This window comes from Actinoplanes sp. ATCC 53533 (genome assembly GCF_003947245.1).
Genome location: NZ_QHHV01000045.1, coordinates 13,464 through 28,964, shown reverse-complemented (window position 1 = coordinate 28,964; position 15,501 = coordinate 13,464). Strand labels below are relative to the sequence as shown.

Here is a 15,501-nt window from a genome sequence, read left to right as displayed (position 1 = left end):
GGAGCGCCGTCGGAAGGTCGTACAGCACCAGTCGGCCGTACGTTTCGCCCGTCCATATACCGGACGGGCAGTCCCTACGGTAGGGACACGTACCGCAGGGCCGGGCGGCAGGGGACTGAATTGGCATCGCCACAGGATGCCGCTTCGATGGGCATACCCACAAACACCACACGACGACAGCCATCGCGGTGCCGTAACTGGCGGCACCGCGTCGGTCCGCTTCCGCCGTCAGACGCGTTCATCTACCGCGATCCGCTCGCCGACCGGACGCTCGTGGTGACTGAGCGTGGCGCGAAGGCGGTCGTCGGTCAGCGGCACGCGGTGATCATTTGCGCCCGCTGGCCGTGACCGGCATCGAAGTGGTCGGGCCTGCGTCCACGCGCTCTTCGCCTCAGGCTCGGCCTGCATCAGCCGGTAGGGCGCTTCCAAGGACCTGAGCCGAAGCACGGTAGTTGACACCGCGGAGGCTGGGTGACCTGCAGGGGGTGTTGCCCCCTGATCTTGGACACTTTGAGACTGGGATCTTGAAGGTCTCGGTAGATCAGGAGTCCTGCAAGACATGGTGAACAAGCACTATCCGAAGCAGTTCAAGGCCGACGCGGTCGCGTTGTACCGGTCTCGGCCGGGTGCGACGATCGCGTCGATCGCTGATGACCTGGGCGTCAACCGGGAGACGGTGCGCAGCTGGGTCCGTGCCGACGATCAGCGACGCGGTGACGGCCCGGCCGCCTCGGCGAGACCGCAGGCGGCTGCTGGCTCGGTCGAGGACGAGAACGCCGAGCTGCGCCGCCGGGTCCGGGAACTGGAGGAAGAGCGGGACATTCTGCGTAAGGCGGCCCGGTATTTCGCCGGGGAGACGCGCTGGTGAGGACGCGTAAGGAATTTACTGCCGGGTTGATCAGCGCTTGGTGTCCATTGTGGTATTTGGCCTCGGTGAAGATCTCGGAAGCGGTCATAGCGGTTCTGGATGCAAAGTTCGCCGCCTTGTTGCCGCACCTGAACGAGCGGCAGCGCCGCTTGTTCCTGGCGGCTGAGGCAGGTGCGCTCGGACATGGCGGAATCGCCGCGGTGGCCCGGCTGGCGGAGGTGTCGGAGTCGACGATCGCGCGGGGACGTGCCGAACTTGCTGGCGGCACGCCGGTGCTGGGACGGGTGCGCCGTGCCGGTGGCGGACGCAAGCCAGCGACCGAGCGTGATCCGGGCCTTCGGCCGGCGCTGCAGGCGCTGATCGAGCCGCGGGAGGCCGGGTGCCCGGTTTCTGCGCTGCGCTGGACCACTGCGTCGCTGCGGGATCTTGCCCGGGAGTTGAGCGCGGCAGGGCATCAGGTCAGTGCCCCGGTCGTGGGAGCGCTGCTGCGATCGATGGGGTTCAGTCTTCAAGGTATGGCCAAACGGCGCGCGGGTAGCCAGGTTCCGGACCGCGACGCCCAGTTTCGGCACATCAACACGACGGTCGAGCAGTTCCTCGCCGAGGCCTTGCCGGTAGTGAGCGTGGACGCCAAGAAAAAGGAACCGATCGGTGACTTCGCCCGCCCGGGTCGCTCCTACCGCCGGAAAGGAGAACCGATCACGGCCCCCGATCACGACTTCACTGACGCCTCGACACCGGTCGCCATCCCGTATGGCGTCTACGACCTGGGACAGGACTCCGGCTGGGTGAACGTGGGCACCGACCGCAACACAGCCGCGTTCGCGGTCGAATCCATCCGCCGCTGGTGGAACGAGCAAGGCCGCTCCGACTATCCGGCAGCGACCCGCCTCCTGATCACTGCCGACTCCGGGGGCGCGAACTCCGCCGACTCGCACCTGTTCAAGCATGACCTGGCCGCATTCGCCGACGAGGCAGGCATTACCGTCACCGTCCTGCACTTCCCACCCGGGACCTCGAAATGGAACAAGGTCGAGCACCGCCTGTTCTCCCGTATCACCCACAACCTGCGCGGCCGCCCCTGACCAGCTAAGACGTATTGCTGCAGAGCATCTCGGCCACCCGCACCAGCGCCGGCCTGACCGTCAGTGCCGTGCTGGATGACAACGACTACCCGACCGGGCGCACGCTGACCAAGGACGAACGCACCGCGATCCTGCGCCGGGTCGAACGCGACGACTTCCACGGCGAATGGAACTACACCATCGCCCCCTACGACCCTCAAAAGCCACCAGCGGCCGAACCCGACCACGCTGCCGCAGCCCCGGCACCGATCCCGGCCGAGGCCACCCACCTGCTCACCCACCCCGCCCTGACCGGCATGTCCCGCGAGCAGTTCGACCAACTTGTCACCGACCTCGAGCCCTGGCGCCGAACGCTGGCCGAAGCCGAACGACAGAAGAGGAAGGGCATCAACCGGCGCGGCTACAACCCCGGCTTCGGTTTCCTCGACCACCGCCACCGCGTCCTAGCCGCGATCCTGAGCCGCCGCAACAACATCACACTCACTCTCGCGGCTCGGCTGCTCGGCCGCGACCGCAACACGCTCAGCTACCACGCTCACCGAACGATGCCCCTTCTCGGCCTCGCTGGCGGCCCCGCGGCCGCGGCGGTCCTTACCGGATCCCGCAACATCCACCCGCCCCGCACGATCGAAGCCCTCCACAACGCGATCGCTACCGCATCAACCGCAGAACCAAGCAGTAGTTAGTTGACGCGTCCTGAACCGCTTCCAGTTCGTCGCCGACCACCACACACGCTACGGCGTGAAGCGGTTGTGCACGATCATCGGACTCGCCCGGTCGAGTTACTACTACTGGAAGGCCACCGCGGACGATCGGGCTGCCCGCGACGCCGCGGACCGGGTCCTGGCCGGCCGGATCCGGCAGGCCCACGCCGGCTCTGACGGTACCTACGGCGCACCGCGGATCACCGCCGAGCTGCACGACACCGGCCAGCATGTGAACCACAAGCGGGTCGCCCGGGTGATGCGCCGCTTCGGCGTGCAGAGCCTGCGACTACGCCGCCGGGTGCAGACCACCATCGCGGACCCGGCCGCGAGCAAGGCACCGGACCTGATCGGCCGGGATTTCACCGCCCCGGCGGTCAACCAACGTTACGTCGGCGACATCACCTATCTGCCGGTAGGTGAACGCGGATTCCTTTACCTGGCAACGGTTATCGACCTACATTCGCGCCGGCTGACCGGCTGGGCGATCGCCGATCACATGCGCACCGACCTCGACGTTGACGCGCTGCACGCGGCGCAGCGCACTCGCGGCAGCCTCGACGAGGCAATCATGCACACCGATCACGGAGCGCAATACACGTCCCGGGCCTTCGCCGAAGCCTGCGCCCAGGCCGGGGTCCGCCAATCGATGAGCAAGGTCGGTAGCTCGGCCGACAACGCCCTCGCCGAGTCGTTCAACGCGACCTTCAAACGCGAGACCCTGCAAGGCCGCCGCGCGTTCACCGACGAACGCGAGGCCCGACTCACCAGCTTCCGCTGGCTGCACCGCTACAACACCGTCCGCCGCCACTCCCAGCTCGGACAACAATCACCGATCACCTACGAACGCACCTCAGCAACACCGGCTACGCTGACAGCGGCCGCATAAACCCCGTGTCCAAGATCCGGGGGCAAGCCCCCCGTCGAAAGGCTCACCAAGACGGTCACGGATCAAGCTGCCGAGATCGACAAACTTCGGCACCTCGTCACGAACCTGGCCCTCGCCAACACCGTTCTACGCACCACACTCGAACTCTCGAAAACGCCCGAGTCGACCGTCCCAATAGGTGCCGCCTCCGCGAACAACCCGGACGAGGTCCCCGACAATCTCATCCTCTTCCCCCCCACGCACTAGCTGAGCTCAGCTTCGCACCGCCGGAGGGGATAAGGCTTTAGAGCTCCTAACCTCGGCCCTTCAGTAAGGGTGGGTGGTGGCGACACCCGGGTACGCGAAAGTGCCTTCTGATCTGGGATGATCTGACTTGTCTAGGGTCAAGATCGTCTGTCACGGAAGGCACTCTCAAGGTGCAGAGTACCGGCACGCGTCCGAAGGTTGTCGTCACCGGTGGTGCTCGTGGCGTGGTCGGTCATGCCGGCACGCGTCTGCTCACCGACCTTGCCGATAAGACCGGTCTGACCAGGAGTTTCATTCAAGCGTTGGGTCTGGACCGGCAACGTCGTTCCGCACACGAGCCTGGCCGGGTTGCTGTCGATCTGGCGGTGTTGCTGGCCGATGGCGGGGAAACGATCGCTGATCTGGGCGTGTTGCGCCAGCAACCGGATCTGTTCGGAGCGGTGGCCTCGGACGCGACGGCGTGGCGGGTCCTGGCCGCGATCGACGAGCCGGCGTTGGCCCGTCTACGTGCTGCTCGCGCGGCGGCGCGGGAGTTGGCCTGGTTGCAGCTGGCCGAGACTCGTGGCCGGGTGCCGGCCACGACCGTGCTCGATCGTGTGCTTCCAGGCTTCGTCCTCGACATCGACGCGACCATCGTGTTGTGTCATTCCGAGAAGGAATCGGCGGCGGCAACCTGGAAGCACACGTTCGGTTTCCACCCGCTGCTGTGTTTCCTGGACGGCACCGGTGAAGCCCTGGCCGGGTTGCTGCGTGCGGGCAACGCCGGATCGAACACCGCCGCCGACCACATCATCGTGCTGGACCGGGCCCTTGATCAGATCCCAGAGCCATACCGTTACGGCAATCCGATCCTCATCCGGTCTGATTCGGCGGGCAGCAGCCACGCGTTCCTCGCCCACATCCGCGGCCTGCGCGAACACGGTCTGGACACGCAGTTCTCCGTCGGCGTCGCCATCGGTGAGGCGGTGCGGGCCGCGATCACCGCCGCCACCGACTGGGTTCCCGCCCTCAACGCTGATGGCGGCCTGCGTGACGGGGCCGAACTTGTCGAGCTGACCGACCTTGTCGACCCGGTACCGCTGGCCGGTTTCCCGGCCGGCACCCGGTTGATCTGCCGCCGGGAACGACCGCACCCGGGAGCACAGCTGACCTTGTTCGACCACGTCAACGGGATGCGGCACCAGGTCTTCGCCACCGACACACCCCCCGCTGGCAACCCGATCCAGTTCCTGGAGGTCCGCCACCGCACCCACGCCCGGGTCGAGGACCGGATCCGCACCGGTAAGAACACCGGCTTCGGCCGGTTCCCGTCTCGCGTGTTCGCGATCAACAAGGTGTGGCTGCAACTGGCTCTGACCGGTATCGACCTGCTCGCCTGGACCCAGCACCTACTCCTCGAAGGTGCTCACACGGTCGCGGAGCCGAAGAAATTGCGTTACCGGCTCCTGCACGTCGCCGCGAAGATCAGCCGCACCGCCCGCACCACGACCCTGCGCATCGCCGCCGGCTGGCCCTGGACCGACCAGCTCATCACCGCGTTCCACCGGCTCGACCGGCTACCCGAACCCGTGACCTGACAACAGAATCCGGCACATCCACCACGATCAGGGACACGGAGCAACCCGGCCTACGGCCGGGTGATACCCGCTACCCAACAACAGAACGACCGCCACCACCTCACCCAGATCACCACACCAACCAATCCACCGGGCTTAATGAAAGACGGAGGCTAACACGATCTGCTGAATAGATGATGATCAGCGCCACGCAGTGAAGATCAGTCTCGTTCGCCGGTCGTGGGGAAGCCGTGGAGCGTTGATGACGAGTTGTGGAAGCTGATCGAGCCGGTGCTGCCGCCGTGGCCGGAGAAGGCCCCGGGCCCGAAACCGATTCCGGACCGTCTCTGCCTGCAAGGCATCCTGTTCGTGCTGCACACCGGGATCGGCTGGGAAGACCTGCCGCAGGAACTCGGCTTCGGCTCAGGGATGACGTGCTGGCGCCGGCTGGAGCGCTGGACCGAGGCCGGGGTCTTCGACCAGGTGCACCAGATACTCCTCGGCAAGCTGAACGCGGTGAACCGGATCGACTGGTCGAGAGCGGCGATGGACGGCAGTCACATCGACGCTAAAAAGGGGGCGCCGGAACAGGCCCGTCGCCGGTCAACCGCGGCAAACCCGGCTCGAAGCACCACCTGATCTGCGACGGCAACGGCACCCCGATCTACGTGCTGACCAGCGGCGCGAACGTCCCCGACATCAGCCCTGCGCTCGACCTGCTCGACTGCTACCCACCGATCGCCGGACGACCAGGCAGGCCCCGGCGCCGCTTCGCCGTGCTGCTGGCCGACAAGGGATACAGCAGCGAAGCCTTCCGCCAAGCGTGCCGCGAGCGCGGCACCGAACCGATCATCGCCAAACCCAAGACTCCCCACATCAAAGGCCTGGGCAAACTCCGCTACGTCGTCGAACAGAGCTTCGCCCTGCTCCACCAATTCCGCAGACTCGCCGTGCGCTGGGAACGCCGCCTCGACCTCCACGACGGCCTCGTCAGCCTCGCCTGCGCCATGATCTGCTGGCGCCGATTGATCAAATGGACCAACCCGAGATCGTGTTAGGAGCTTTTAGGCGTTAAGGACGATCTTGAGTCGAGGTGCCTGGTGCGGACGCGCTTTCGGCCGGACCAGTCACAGGAGCTGGATCTGGCCGTGTTCGATCGCGACCGCTACGCCGGTCTTGGCGGCCAAAGTCTGCGCGAGTGCGGTGTCTGCGACTTGGACGCCTTCGGCTGGGGGATGGATGTAGTCGCCTTGGACGGTGACCCCGTCGAAGTTGATGTCGAAGGTGGCGACTGTGCTGACCTTGAAGTTCTGGAACTCGCCGGTGCCCGACTTGATGGCGATGAGCTGATCAACGGCCCGTTCGAGGTCGTTCATGCTGTGGTTGCGTTGTTGGATGGAGATGGGGATGTTCCGGCGGCGCGCTTCGTCCATGATCTGCTGCTGCATGCGGTCGGGCGGCCCGTGCCACACCAGGACGGTGGAGCCGACTTCCGGGTCGTTGATGGAGGTGACGTAGCCGCTGGTCTTGATGCCGGGCTGGGCGTCGATCCAGTCGCAAAGAGCGCTGAGCTGATCCTGGCGGCGCCAGAGATCCTCCTCGGAGCCCGACGCCGCGGGCTGGGGCTTTTTACGGTCCGGTTTACTTGCGGCTGCCGATGCGGCATGCGCTCCGGTGACACCAGCGATGACGGTGAGGGCAACGGCCGCGGCCATCAGGAGCCGGCGGCGGCGCATCGAGTCGGGGCCGGTCCTCATGCCGGCCGACGGCGCATCCGGGCGCACCAGCGCCCGATGCGCCGAGCTGCCGGCGTGTTCATCGAACGTCATATCTTTCCTTCGATCGGCCTGGTCGCGGTTGATCGGAATGGTACCGCCGGTTCCTGTAAACCGGTACGCCCCGTTTCGGCGCACCGATGCCGCAGCCGGACATTAGTGCTGCTTTCTCGCCGGGAAGGATGCCACATAGCTGGCCAAAAAAGTGGAGGCGAACACGTACGTAGACGCATTCACCTCCACCCGGGCTGCTGTTAGCCAGTGACGAGAGAAGAGCCGGAAACGCCTCGGATAATGGTATTGATCGAAGTGTAAAGAACCTCCGAGTAGCACAAGCCGGTGGATTGACGCAACGACCCGCACGGCACTTTGTCGCCCATGCCTGCTTGGATCATCCCGACGGCGTAGACGTTCGTAGCGCCAAACACGCCGGGCGTGTTCCGGTAGACAGGCCCGCCACTGTCGCCCCGCACCGCGGCGAGGCCGCCGTCGATCCGTTTGGCGAGGATTGTGGATGTGATTCCGTATCCGTCTTCGTACTTAACGCCCCCCTTTATTACCTTCATGTTTGCTCCGCCGCCGCAGTGGCTGCCGGAGTTGCCGCCACTGGTGCACACGTAATCGCCAGGGTTGATATTCGCGCCGGCGCCGGTGCTCGGGTGACGGACGACGGTTGCCTTCAGCGAGCTGTTGTAGCCGCCGTAGAACATGAGCCGGGATCCGCCTGCGGTCAGCAGTCTGGCAGCGCCATCGCGGGCGACCAGCTTCGTGCCGTATTTTCTGGCGACGGTTGCGTCGTTCGCCGAATAAGACTGCGCATCGCAGTGGCGCGCGGTTGTGGTGTAGGTAGCCGAGCCGATTCTTAGGCCGAAGCCCAGCGTGCAGCCAGGAGCCATGTAGGCGCCGGCGTTGAACGGGGAGGTGTCGGTGCCTCGCGTGGTGCCGGTGTTAGTAGGCATCGGGGCGGTCTGGACCTTCACCGCGACGCCCAACGCCTGGGTGGCTTGCTGGGACAGCGCCTGGTCGGCGGCGGCGGTGTCGGCGGGGTTGGATTTGTGCTGCCCGGTGATGATGACGCCGTCGAACTCGGGTGAGACGGCCGCCGTCGTGCCGATGGTGAAGTTGGCGAAAACTCCCGAGCCGGAGGTGGCGCTGGCCAGGGCGGCATCGGCTGCCTGAGCGAGCTGGTCCTTGGTGTATACGCGCTGTTTGACGGTGGCGGTGATGGTACGGCGCTGGGCTTCGGCGAGCACGGCTGCCTGCATCGCGTTCGGCGGTCCGGCCCACAGCAGGGTGACCGACGTGGTTTTCGCCTCGTTGACGGACTCGATGTAGCCGCTCGTGGTGCCAACCTCGGCGACAGTCCAGTCTGCGAAGTCGCTCAGTGTGCTTTGGTTCGCCCACAGACCGGCGTCCGGGTCCACGGGGTTGGGTGGCAGGCTGTACCACACCTCGACGAAGGGCGACTTTGACGAGTCGGCGGCGTTCCATGACGAGAACTGCTTGTACTGGTTGGTGGCGGTCTCGTCGGCGGTCCGCAGCCCCATGGTGGGCTGGCCTACCTGCTTCTCGACGGCCCGCTGGAAGAAGCTGGTGGCGTCCGCGGTGACCCAGCCGTCGTTGCAGCTGGTGCTCGTCGACGTGGCTTCCTTTACCTGCCATTCCGGCTGGTTGGTCCAGGACGTGTCGGCGGTGATCGGGTCGGTGGTCCAGATCTCCCACGGGGTCTGCGAGCACGTCGTGGAGTACGGGTTGGCCAGGTGCAGGGTGGCCTGGTCGACCTGGAATCCTTGCAGGCCCGTCGCCCACCAGCTGATGAACGAACGGCCAGTCCAGGTGCTGTCGTAGGTGCCGACGAACAGGGAGTCCGAGTCCGGCCAGCCAGTCGCGTAGCCCTTGACCACCGTGGTGCTGCCGGCCGTGGTGGACCAGTCGTAGTACGGGTCGATGGTGACCGGGTAGACGGTGTCGGGGCTGGTCAACCAGTTCTTATCCGGCTTGAGCGTAAGGTTGACCGGGTCGGTGGCGTCCCGTCCCTTTCGGGCCTGTGCCGGCGTGGTGTGGGTGATGTCCGCAGTGACCTGACGGCGCTTAGGCGGGCCGCCGTGTGTCGCCGATCGCGAGTCCCACATCATTGGCGTCGGGATGGCCGTATGCTGCTCTCCGCCGCGGCTATGGACCCGAATGTTGCCTTTCTTATCAGTTCTCACGACCGAGACGCCCGGGCCAGAGAGCGGCAACGTGATCTGGTCGACGTACTTCGCGGCTGCGGCCGTTTTTAGGACCGTGAACTGTTCGAAACCGGTCTGGGTGGCCTGGACCACCAGGTCTACGCCCGGCATGACCTCGGGGTAGGTGGCTTTGCTGCCGGCCAGCGTGGGTTCCGGCAGCGCGGTTTGCCAGCCCACGGTGATCTTCTCGTCGCCGGATCCCATGGCCATGAGGTCACCGGTCTCGGCGGCGCGCTTACCGGAGAACCGCATGTCCTGCGGATAGGCGGTAGGGGCCACCGAACCGTCGGCTTGCTTCCGCAGGGTGAGGTCGATCGGCACCCAGGCCCCATCACGGCTGAAACGCTCGATATTCGCCGAGATCTTCGCGGCGATCTTGCCGTCGGGCGTTGCGTAGAACTCCGACGTCTCGGTGGTCGCATCGTCGATCTTGACGCGCTTGCTGGTCTCCTTGGCAGCGGTCATCGCGGCGCGCACGCCCTCCGGCACCCAGCTCAGCGTGTCCGACGGCGCATCCGACGGCGTGTCGGCACGGGCTGGCACGGCCGCCATCGACACCACCACCATCAGACCGGTTGCCGCAGCCATCCCGATGCCCGCCCGCCGGCGAAACGGGGAAAAGAAATCAGCCATGGCTACCTTTCGTTGAACCGATTTCCCAGAATGCGATTCGGGGGCGTCAGTGGAAGATGCGACAGCCTTGGCTGACTTGCGCCGTGGGGGTCGAGACATTCAAACCTCGCGTCGAATAGCGCCGACCCCGAAATAGGGAACGGCAGCACCAGATCAATGGGCGAGCCACGAGCATGGCTCCACGCACCACGGCAATGGATCCACCGCCCGGCGGCCACGCCTGAACCACCCGCCCAGTCCCGCATCGGTCATCCAGAGAGAAATTTTGGCCGTCAGAATCGGACCAGACACACTTAGCCACCCATGTCACAACTTATCCAACAAGATATCCGAATCGGACAGCAATCCTTACGCGGTGAGATTGAGAAGTTACACAGAGTAGAGGATTGCCGTAGTTTCGGCGAACAGCTAGACAACGGCGACTGCTCGTCGTCTTGCGCACGTCAGGGATTCCGGCAGTACGGGCCGGAAGCAACGGATATCGCTGACCTGCGATGGTGGCCGGGCGCGCATCGCTGGCGCCCTGACCCTGCTGGAGCGGGCCGACACGACCGAGTCGCGGTCGACGTCGAGCGGTTCGCGTACCAGTTCGGGATCTGGACCAAGACCTGCCGGTCGGGGTCAGGCGTTGGGCGCCGACACACAGCAAGCGCATGGAGGCGTTGTCTTCAGGTGAGAATCAGGCGGAGGCGATTGAACACAAGGACTTGACGGGGAACTGATCGACGGGGTGGACCTGGTCGTGGTGGCGCCCCCGCCAGACTTCACTGAGCCGGTGATCCGGTCGCTTCAGGCCAGGGCCCGGCAGCGTGGCACCGTCCTGATTCCGACGTCGGCGTGGCCCGGGTCTGACCTGGTGATCGAGTGCACGAGCAAGGTCTGGACCGGGCTGGGGCGCGGGCACGGACGGCTGCGTACCCAGGAGCTCCGGCTGACCGCTTCTGGGCGGGGGCGGGCAGCCCTGCCGAGGACGGCCACGGTCGTGTTCCCAGCTCCTGCCCGCAGGTAAACCACACCGCTGTAGTTCGGCCCTTGGTGTTGCGCAAAGGATCACTCATGAGAGTGACTGGACAAGTGCTACCCGTGCTTGAACACGCTGGCTGGCAGGTCGAGACCGTCTGGCTCGACCGCGGCGACGGCCTGCGCGAGTGGATCGAACTCCGGCACAACAGCGCTGTCGAATACGTCCGGACGCGGCCTGAACTGCTAAAACTCTTCCAACGCCACGGGCTCAGGTCCGGAGACTTCAGGGAGATTCGGGTCGAGGACGGGTGCGAGTGATGCCGCCGTTCGAGTTGATCCCGCCGATGCTGGCCGCTGCCGGCCCGCTGCCGCGGGGCAGCGGATGGGCCTATGAGATGAAAGTTCGACGGTGTCAGGTCGGTCGCCTACGTGCAGCACGGCGAGGTGCGGCTGTACAGCGGAACGCCAACGACATCACCTCCCACTACCCCGAACTGCAGGAGCTCGGCATGCTGCTCGACGGACGCGACGCGGTGCTAGACGGGGAGATCGTCGCGCTGGAGCCCGGCGAGCGGCCCAGTTTCAGTCGGCTCCAGGCCCGAATGCACGTGGCCGAGCCGTCCCGGGCGCTGCTCGACGCCACGCCGGTCAGCTACTACGTGTTCGATGTGCTGCGCCTCGGGGCCGAGGACGTGACCTCGATGCCGTATATCACCCGCCGGGATGTGCTCGACGGGCTCGGCCTGTCCGGGGTGCACATGCGAGTTCCGCGCAACTTCGTCAATGTTGACGGGCAAAGCATTCTGGAGGCGGCGGAGCTCGCCGGCCTGGAAGGCGTGGTGGCGAAACGGCTGAGCGCCCCGTACCGGCCCGGGAAGAGGTCGACCGACTTCACGAAGGTGCCGTTGGTCCGGACTCAGGAAGTGATCGTGATCGGGTGGCGGCTCGGGGAGGGCCGCCGGGCCGGCACCCTCGGATCGGTCCTGCTCGCGGTCTACGACGAGCGCGACCAGCTGGTGTACGCCGGAGATGTCGGCACCGGCTTTACCGACATCGCGCTTCGGCACCTCCACCAGCAACTCGAGCCGCTCGAACGCACTACCCCGCCGGTACCGGACGTTCCCCGCGAACGGGCCCGCCGCGCCATCTGGGTAGAGCCGGTACTCGTCGGCGAGGTGGAGTTCAGGAGCTGGACGCCGGAGAACAGACTCCGCCATTCTTCGTGGCGAGAGCTGAGACCCGACCGCAGTCCATCATCCGTTCACCGCGCACCGACGCCTGCTGTGTCGCCGGCGCCCGACGAAGTGGAGGGTGCACTCAAAACTCCGGACGAGCAATGGCAGGTCGAAGTCGTCCGCCGCGGCGACGACCAGTTCTTCCGGCTTCTCCACAACGACAACGTCGTTGACGGGCTTACCATCGACGGCCTCGAAAAAGTGCTGGCCGAGGCGGGCATCGACATGAGCGACCTGATCGAGGCCAAGGCGACCGAGGTCACCCAGCGGCAGCACGGTGTCGCCTAGAAGCCCCGACGCCTCGGCACCCCCTTGGTAGCTCTCAGCTGCTCGTGGCGCTCGGCAGCGGGGTCGGTCGAGCGGCTGCTGGCCGCACGACGGGTGCGGCGGCGACGAGGAGCGCGGCCAGGACTGGCAGGATGAGGAGCGCGTGGCCCAGTCCGACGTGCGTGGCGGCGCCGCCGATGATTACGGGACCGGTGACGTAGCCGAGGTAGCCCACTGCCGAGACGCGCGAGAGGGCGGCGCCGGGCCGGTCTGGGTCGAGGTTGCCGGCGGTGGAATACAGCAGCGGGATGACGCAGGACAGACCAGCGCCAAGGCACCCGAATCCGATGATCGCCGCGGCAGGGCTGCCGATGAGGACGCCGGCGGCCAGGCCGCCGCCGGCGATCAGACCGCAGCCACGCAGCAGCGTGACGGGGGCGACCCCGGCGGTAAGGCGGTCGCCGGTGAGGCGCCCGAGGGTCATACAGCCGGCGAACGCGGCGTACGCCGCCGCGGCGTAGGCGGGTGACGCGCCGAGCCGGTCGAGGTAGACGCTGCTCCAGTCGGCGGCCGCGCCCTCGCTGATCAACGCACAGAACGCGAGCAGGCCGAGCAACGCCACCCGGCGACGCCCAGGGCCGCGCCCGCGCTCGGGCGTCGACGCCGGTCGCTCGCCAACGGCCTCGGTGTTCGGCGCGAGGTTCAGTCGGCGTATCGCCCAGAACGCCGCGACGGTCAGCGCGGCGCCGACGCCGGCGAAGGTGTGTCCGACGCTGAGGTGGACATGGGCGCAGCCGGCGGCAGCGGCGGCGCCGGCGACCCCGCCGATGCTGAACTGCGCGTGGAACGAGGTCATGATCGGTCGCCGGTAAGCGGTTTGGCACGCCACGGCGGCCGCGTTCATGGCGACGTTGAGGGTGCCGTGCACAGTGCCGAGGGCGAGCAGGGCCAGGGCGAGGGTGGCCATGTTGGGCGCGTAGGCGGTGACCGTCAGCGCGGCGCCGAGAGTCAGGGAGGTGACGGTCATGACCCGGGTGCTGCCGTGGCGGTCGACGAGCCGTCCGGCGCAGCGCATGCCGACCAGTCCCCCGCACGCGAGGGCGAGCAGGACGATGCTGAGGTGGCTGTCGGTCAGGTCGAGGTGGTGCTGGATGGCGGGGATGCGGGCGGTCCAGGCGCCGATGATCACGCCGGCGATGGCGAACATGGTGCTGATAGCGACGCGGTACCGGCGCAGCACGCGTGGCGTGGAAGCGGTGTTGGCGGCGTCGTGCAGGGTGGTGGTCATGGAGTTCTCCCCGGAAAGTCGCGGGTGAGGTGGAGCAGGGCCGCCGGTGCGGCGTAGGTCAGGGCCGCCCGGCGGCTATGCGGGCGGCTCTGGTGGGTGATGCTGGCGGCATCACCGGTTTGTCGCTGGGGTGGCGGGGTCAGCCGATCGTGGCGCAGGCGGTGCCGAGGCTCTGGTAGCCGTTGACCGTTCCCGGCCCGGTAGCGCCGGTGCGCACCCAGAACTTGCTGCAGATCTTGGTGCCCTTGGCGTAGTTGCGGTTGACCTTCCAGGTACCGGTGGTGACTTCGTCGCCGAACACGGACTTGGAGCAGTAGTCCTTGTCCCTGCCGCCGTTGGAGTCGGCATAGTGCTTGTTGTTGATCAGCACTTGGCTGTGGCCGTACCGGCACGTTTTGGCGTAGAGCGCGACACGGCTCTTGATCCAGTTGACGTGCCGCTTCTTCCCGTTGACCGCGACGCAGCTGGCGAAGGCGTCGCCTTTGCACTTGTCCGCGCTGGCCAGCACCGGTGCGGTGGCGGTGAGCGTGAGGCCCAGGGCGACGGCGGCGATGGTGACGATGCGGGTGAGGGCGTTTCGCATGGATGCTCCTTCGATGCGTCGACGAGATCCGTCGTCGTCTCGGGGTATGGCGGGGGTATGTCGGCACGGCGAAGCCGTGGACGGGGTGCGGGCGACGCGGGTGCGTCGTGGCGGTGGACACGCCGTGCGGTTAGGCAGCGATCCACCGATCGGCGCGTCAGCACACGGCGCGGCCAAGCGCTGGATGGCGCCGTAGCGATTCGGTCGTGCCAGGTGTGCGGCACGCCGCGGTGTCTCGCATGGAGCCGGCGGCGGGCCGTCAACTCGCCCGGCCGGTTCTCGGCGTCAGCGACCACCGGCGAGTCCTGCCAAAGGTGGCCGACAGCCCGACCAGCTCGGCAGGGTCATCGCGGCGGCCGACACCTGGCGGCGGCTCGGCGGCACGGATTGCCGGCCTCCGGGATCCACAACGGTCCCGGTGGCCGGCATCCGGCGGTCAGATGCAGGAGCGGGCCACCACCACGGGGGACCTGACGGTCCTGGCGACCCTGCTGGTCTGCAGTTCTGCCGCTGGTGTCGCCAAGTCAGCCGCCCCGGAGCCTTTCGGTGGCCGCGCCACTGAAGGTTGCGATGAGGGCGGACGAGGTGAACTTGGCCAGCGGCTCGGCCGGGGGCGGAACCGCCGCGGCCGCGTACCCGAGCGCTGACGATGCCGGGGCGGTGATCGGCACTGCGGCGACGGCGAGCGAGGCTGCGGCGATCAGTGCGGTGGCGAGGATGATCTTCATGATGGGTTCCTTTCCCGGTTCGGACGTGGTGGTGGTTCTGGGCGGTGCCAATAGCAGGTGATTCACCTGCGGCAGCACCTGTTCGTGATGGGATTCGCGGCGGCGTTCCTCGATCGCGGGCACCCATATTTCGAAATACGGAAGACAATCCCCCTTCAGTGCCGTTCCCCGCCGCGTTCTTGTTCGCGGCTCAGGAGCGAAATGGCTTTGCAGAATGCCAAGCCCAGCATTCTGGTGGCCGCACCCGCCCATGGACGCCTGCAGTTGTGTAGTTCTGGGCAACTGGCCGACCGGAATCACTACACGGTCCCCTTTGATTCGTCGTCATTTGCCTACGTCGACGATCTACGGAAACGGCGGCTTGCGATAGTAGTCCGCGATAGTCCTGCGTTGTCCTGGGGTTAGTCCGAGCACGTGTCGCTCGGCGAGTCCGATAGCGCCCGGGGGTGG

At 66.6% G+C, this 15,501-nt stretch carries 12 protein-coding genes and 1 pseudogene; 7 read left to right on the top strand and 6 right to left on the bottom strand.

Going from position 1 to position 15,501, the window contains the following annotated elements; all coding sequences use genetic code 11:
* A partial coding sequence (locus tag DMB66_RS65875) for a DUF6283 family protein (RefSeq protein ID WP_370318509.1) occupies positions 1–127 on the bottom strand: 127 nt, incomplete at its 3' end.
* A gap of 432 nt (positions 128–559) precedes the next feature.
* Between DMB66_RS65875 and DMB66_RS15940 the strand changes: the two genes are divergently transcribed.
* The 5 genes and pseudogenes from DMB66_RS15940 (at position 560) to DMB66_RS15920 (ending at position 6,406) form a co-directional block, all read left to right on the top strand.
* A complete protein-coding gene (locus DMB66_RS15940; RefSeq protein WP_125804866.1) occupies positions 560–868 on the top strand; it encodes a transposase in 309 nt (102 codons plus the stop codon).
* Positions 869–954: 86 nt separating this feature from the next.
* Positions 955–2,141, top strand: a pseudogene (locus tag DMB66_RS15935) (ISAzo13 family transposase); the annotation flags it as partial.
* A gap of 508 nt (positions 2,142–2,649) precedes the next feature.
* The gene (locus DMB66_RS15930; protein ID WP_125804865.1) at positions 2,650–3,546 is read left to right on the top strand and encodes an IS3 family transposase; all 897 of its coding nucleotides are present in this window, start codon (positions 2,650–2,652) and stop codon (positions 3,544–3,546) included.
* A gap of 368 nt (positions 3,547–3,914) precedes the next feature.
* Positions 3,915–5,369 (top strand): IS1380 family transposase, encoded by a 1,455-nt coding sequence (locus DMB66_RS15925; protein ID WP_125804864.1) that lies wholly within the window; start codon positions 3,915–3,917, stop codon positions 5,367–5,369.
* Positions 5,370–5,588: 219 nt separating this feature from the next.
* Positions 5,589–6,406 (top strand): IS5 family transposase gene (locus DMB66_RS15920; protein ID WP_199752388.1). Its coding sequence is split into 2 segments (ribosomal slippage): positions 5,589–5,919 and positions 5,919–6,406, totalling 819 coding nucleotides; the frame shifts between segments, so codons are not numbered across the junction.
* A gap of 69 nt (positions 6,407–6,475) precedes the next feature.
* Here the strand turns inward: DMB66_RS15920 and DMB66_RS15915 are convergent.
* Both DMB66_RS15915 and DMB66_RS15910 read right to left on the bottom strand, forming a co-directional pair.
* Positions 6,476–7,177, bottom strand: a complete 702-nt coding sequence (locus DMB66_RS15915) for a hypothetical protein (RefSeq protein ID WP_125804863.1) — start codon at positions 7,175–7,177, stop codon at positions 6,476–6,478.
* 200 nt (positions 7,178–7,377) lie between these two features.
* Positions 7,378–9,987: a hypothetical protein gene (locus tag DMB66_RS15910; protein ID WP_125804862.1), complete on the bottom strand. Its 2,610-nt coding sequence runs from the start codon at positions 9,985–9,987 to the stop codon at positions 7,378–7,380.
* Between the two features lie 1,056 nt (positions 9,988–11,043).
* Here DMB66_RS15910 and DMB66_RS15905 point away from each other — a divergent pair.
* On the top strand, positions 11,044–11,268 hold the full coding sequence (locus DMB66_RS15905; RefSeq protein WP_125804861.1) for a hypothetical protein: 225 nt from the start codon (positions 11,044–11,046) through the stop codon (positions 11,266–11,268).
* Positions 11,268–12,473 carry a DNA ligase gene (locus DMB66_RS15900; RefSeq protein ID WP_233624591.1) on the top strand — a complete coding sequence of 402 codons (1,206 nt, stop codon included), beginning with the start codon at positions 11,268–11,270 and terminating at the stop codon, positions 12,471–12,473. The genes DMB66_RS15905 and DMB66_RS15900 overlap by 1 nt, the downstream gene beginning before the upstream one ends.
* Before the next feature lie 34 nt (positions 12,474–12,507).
* Here DMB66_RS15900 and DMB66_RS15895 read toward each other — a convergent pair whose 3' ends face one another.
* The 3 genes from DMB66_RS15895 to DMB66_RS15885 all read right to left on the bottom strand — a co-directional run bounded on the left by DMB66_RS15895 (position 12,508) and on the right by DMB66_RS15885 (position 15,174).
* Positions 12,508–13,740, bottom strand: coding sequence for an MFS transporter (locus DMB66_RS15895; protein WP_125804860.1), 1,233 nt, complete (start codon positions 13,738–13,740; stop codon positions 12,508–12,510).
* Between the two features lie 139 nt (positions 13,741–13,879).
* Positions 13,880–14,323: a hypothetical protein gene (locus DMB66_RS15890; RefSeq protein ID WP_125804859.1), complete on the bottom strand. Its 444-nt coding sequence runs from the start codon at positions 14,321–14,323 to the stop codon at positions 13,880–13,882.
* A 524-nt stretch (positions 14,324–14,847) separates the two neighbouring features.
* Complete coding sequence (locus DMB66_RS15885; RefSeq protein ID WP_125804858.1) at positions 14,848–15,174, bottom strand: hypothetical protein; 327 nt, start codon at positions 15,172–15,174, stop codon at positions 14,848–14,850.
* Positions 15,175–15,501 lie beyond the last annotated feature (327 nt).

Coding starts and splice junctions, on each gene's coding strand:
- DMB66_RS15940 (WP_125804866.1), top strand. CDS start 560: ATGGTGAACAAGCACTATCCGAAGCAGTTCAAGGCCGACGCGGTCGCG.
- DMB66_RS15915 (WP_125804863.1), bottom strand. CDS start 7,177: ATGACGTTCGATGAACACGCCGGCAGCTCGGCGCATCGGGCGCTGGTG.
- DMB66_RS15910 (WP_125804862.1), bottom strand. CDS start 9,987: ATGGCTGATTTCTTTTCCCCGTTTCGCCGGCGGGCGGGCATCGGGATG.
- DMB66_RS15905 (WP_125804861.1), top strand. CDS start 11,044: ATGAGAGTGACTGGACAAGTGCTACCCGTGCTTGAACACGCTGGCTGG.
- DMB66_RS15900 (WP_233624591.1), top strand. CDS start 11,268: ATGCCGCCGTTCGAGTTGATCCCGCCGATGCTGGCCGCTGCCGGCCCG.
- DMB66_RS15895 (WP_125804860.1), bottom strand. CDS start 13,740: ATGACCACCACCCTGCACGACGCCGCCAACACCGCTTCCACGCCACGC.
- DMB66_RS15890 (WP_125804859.1), bottom strand. CDS start 14,323: ATGCGAAACGCCCTCACCCGCATCGTCACCATCGCCGCCGTCGCCCTG.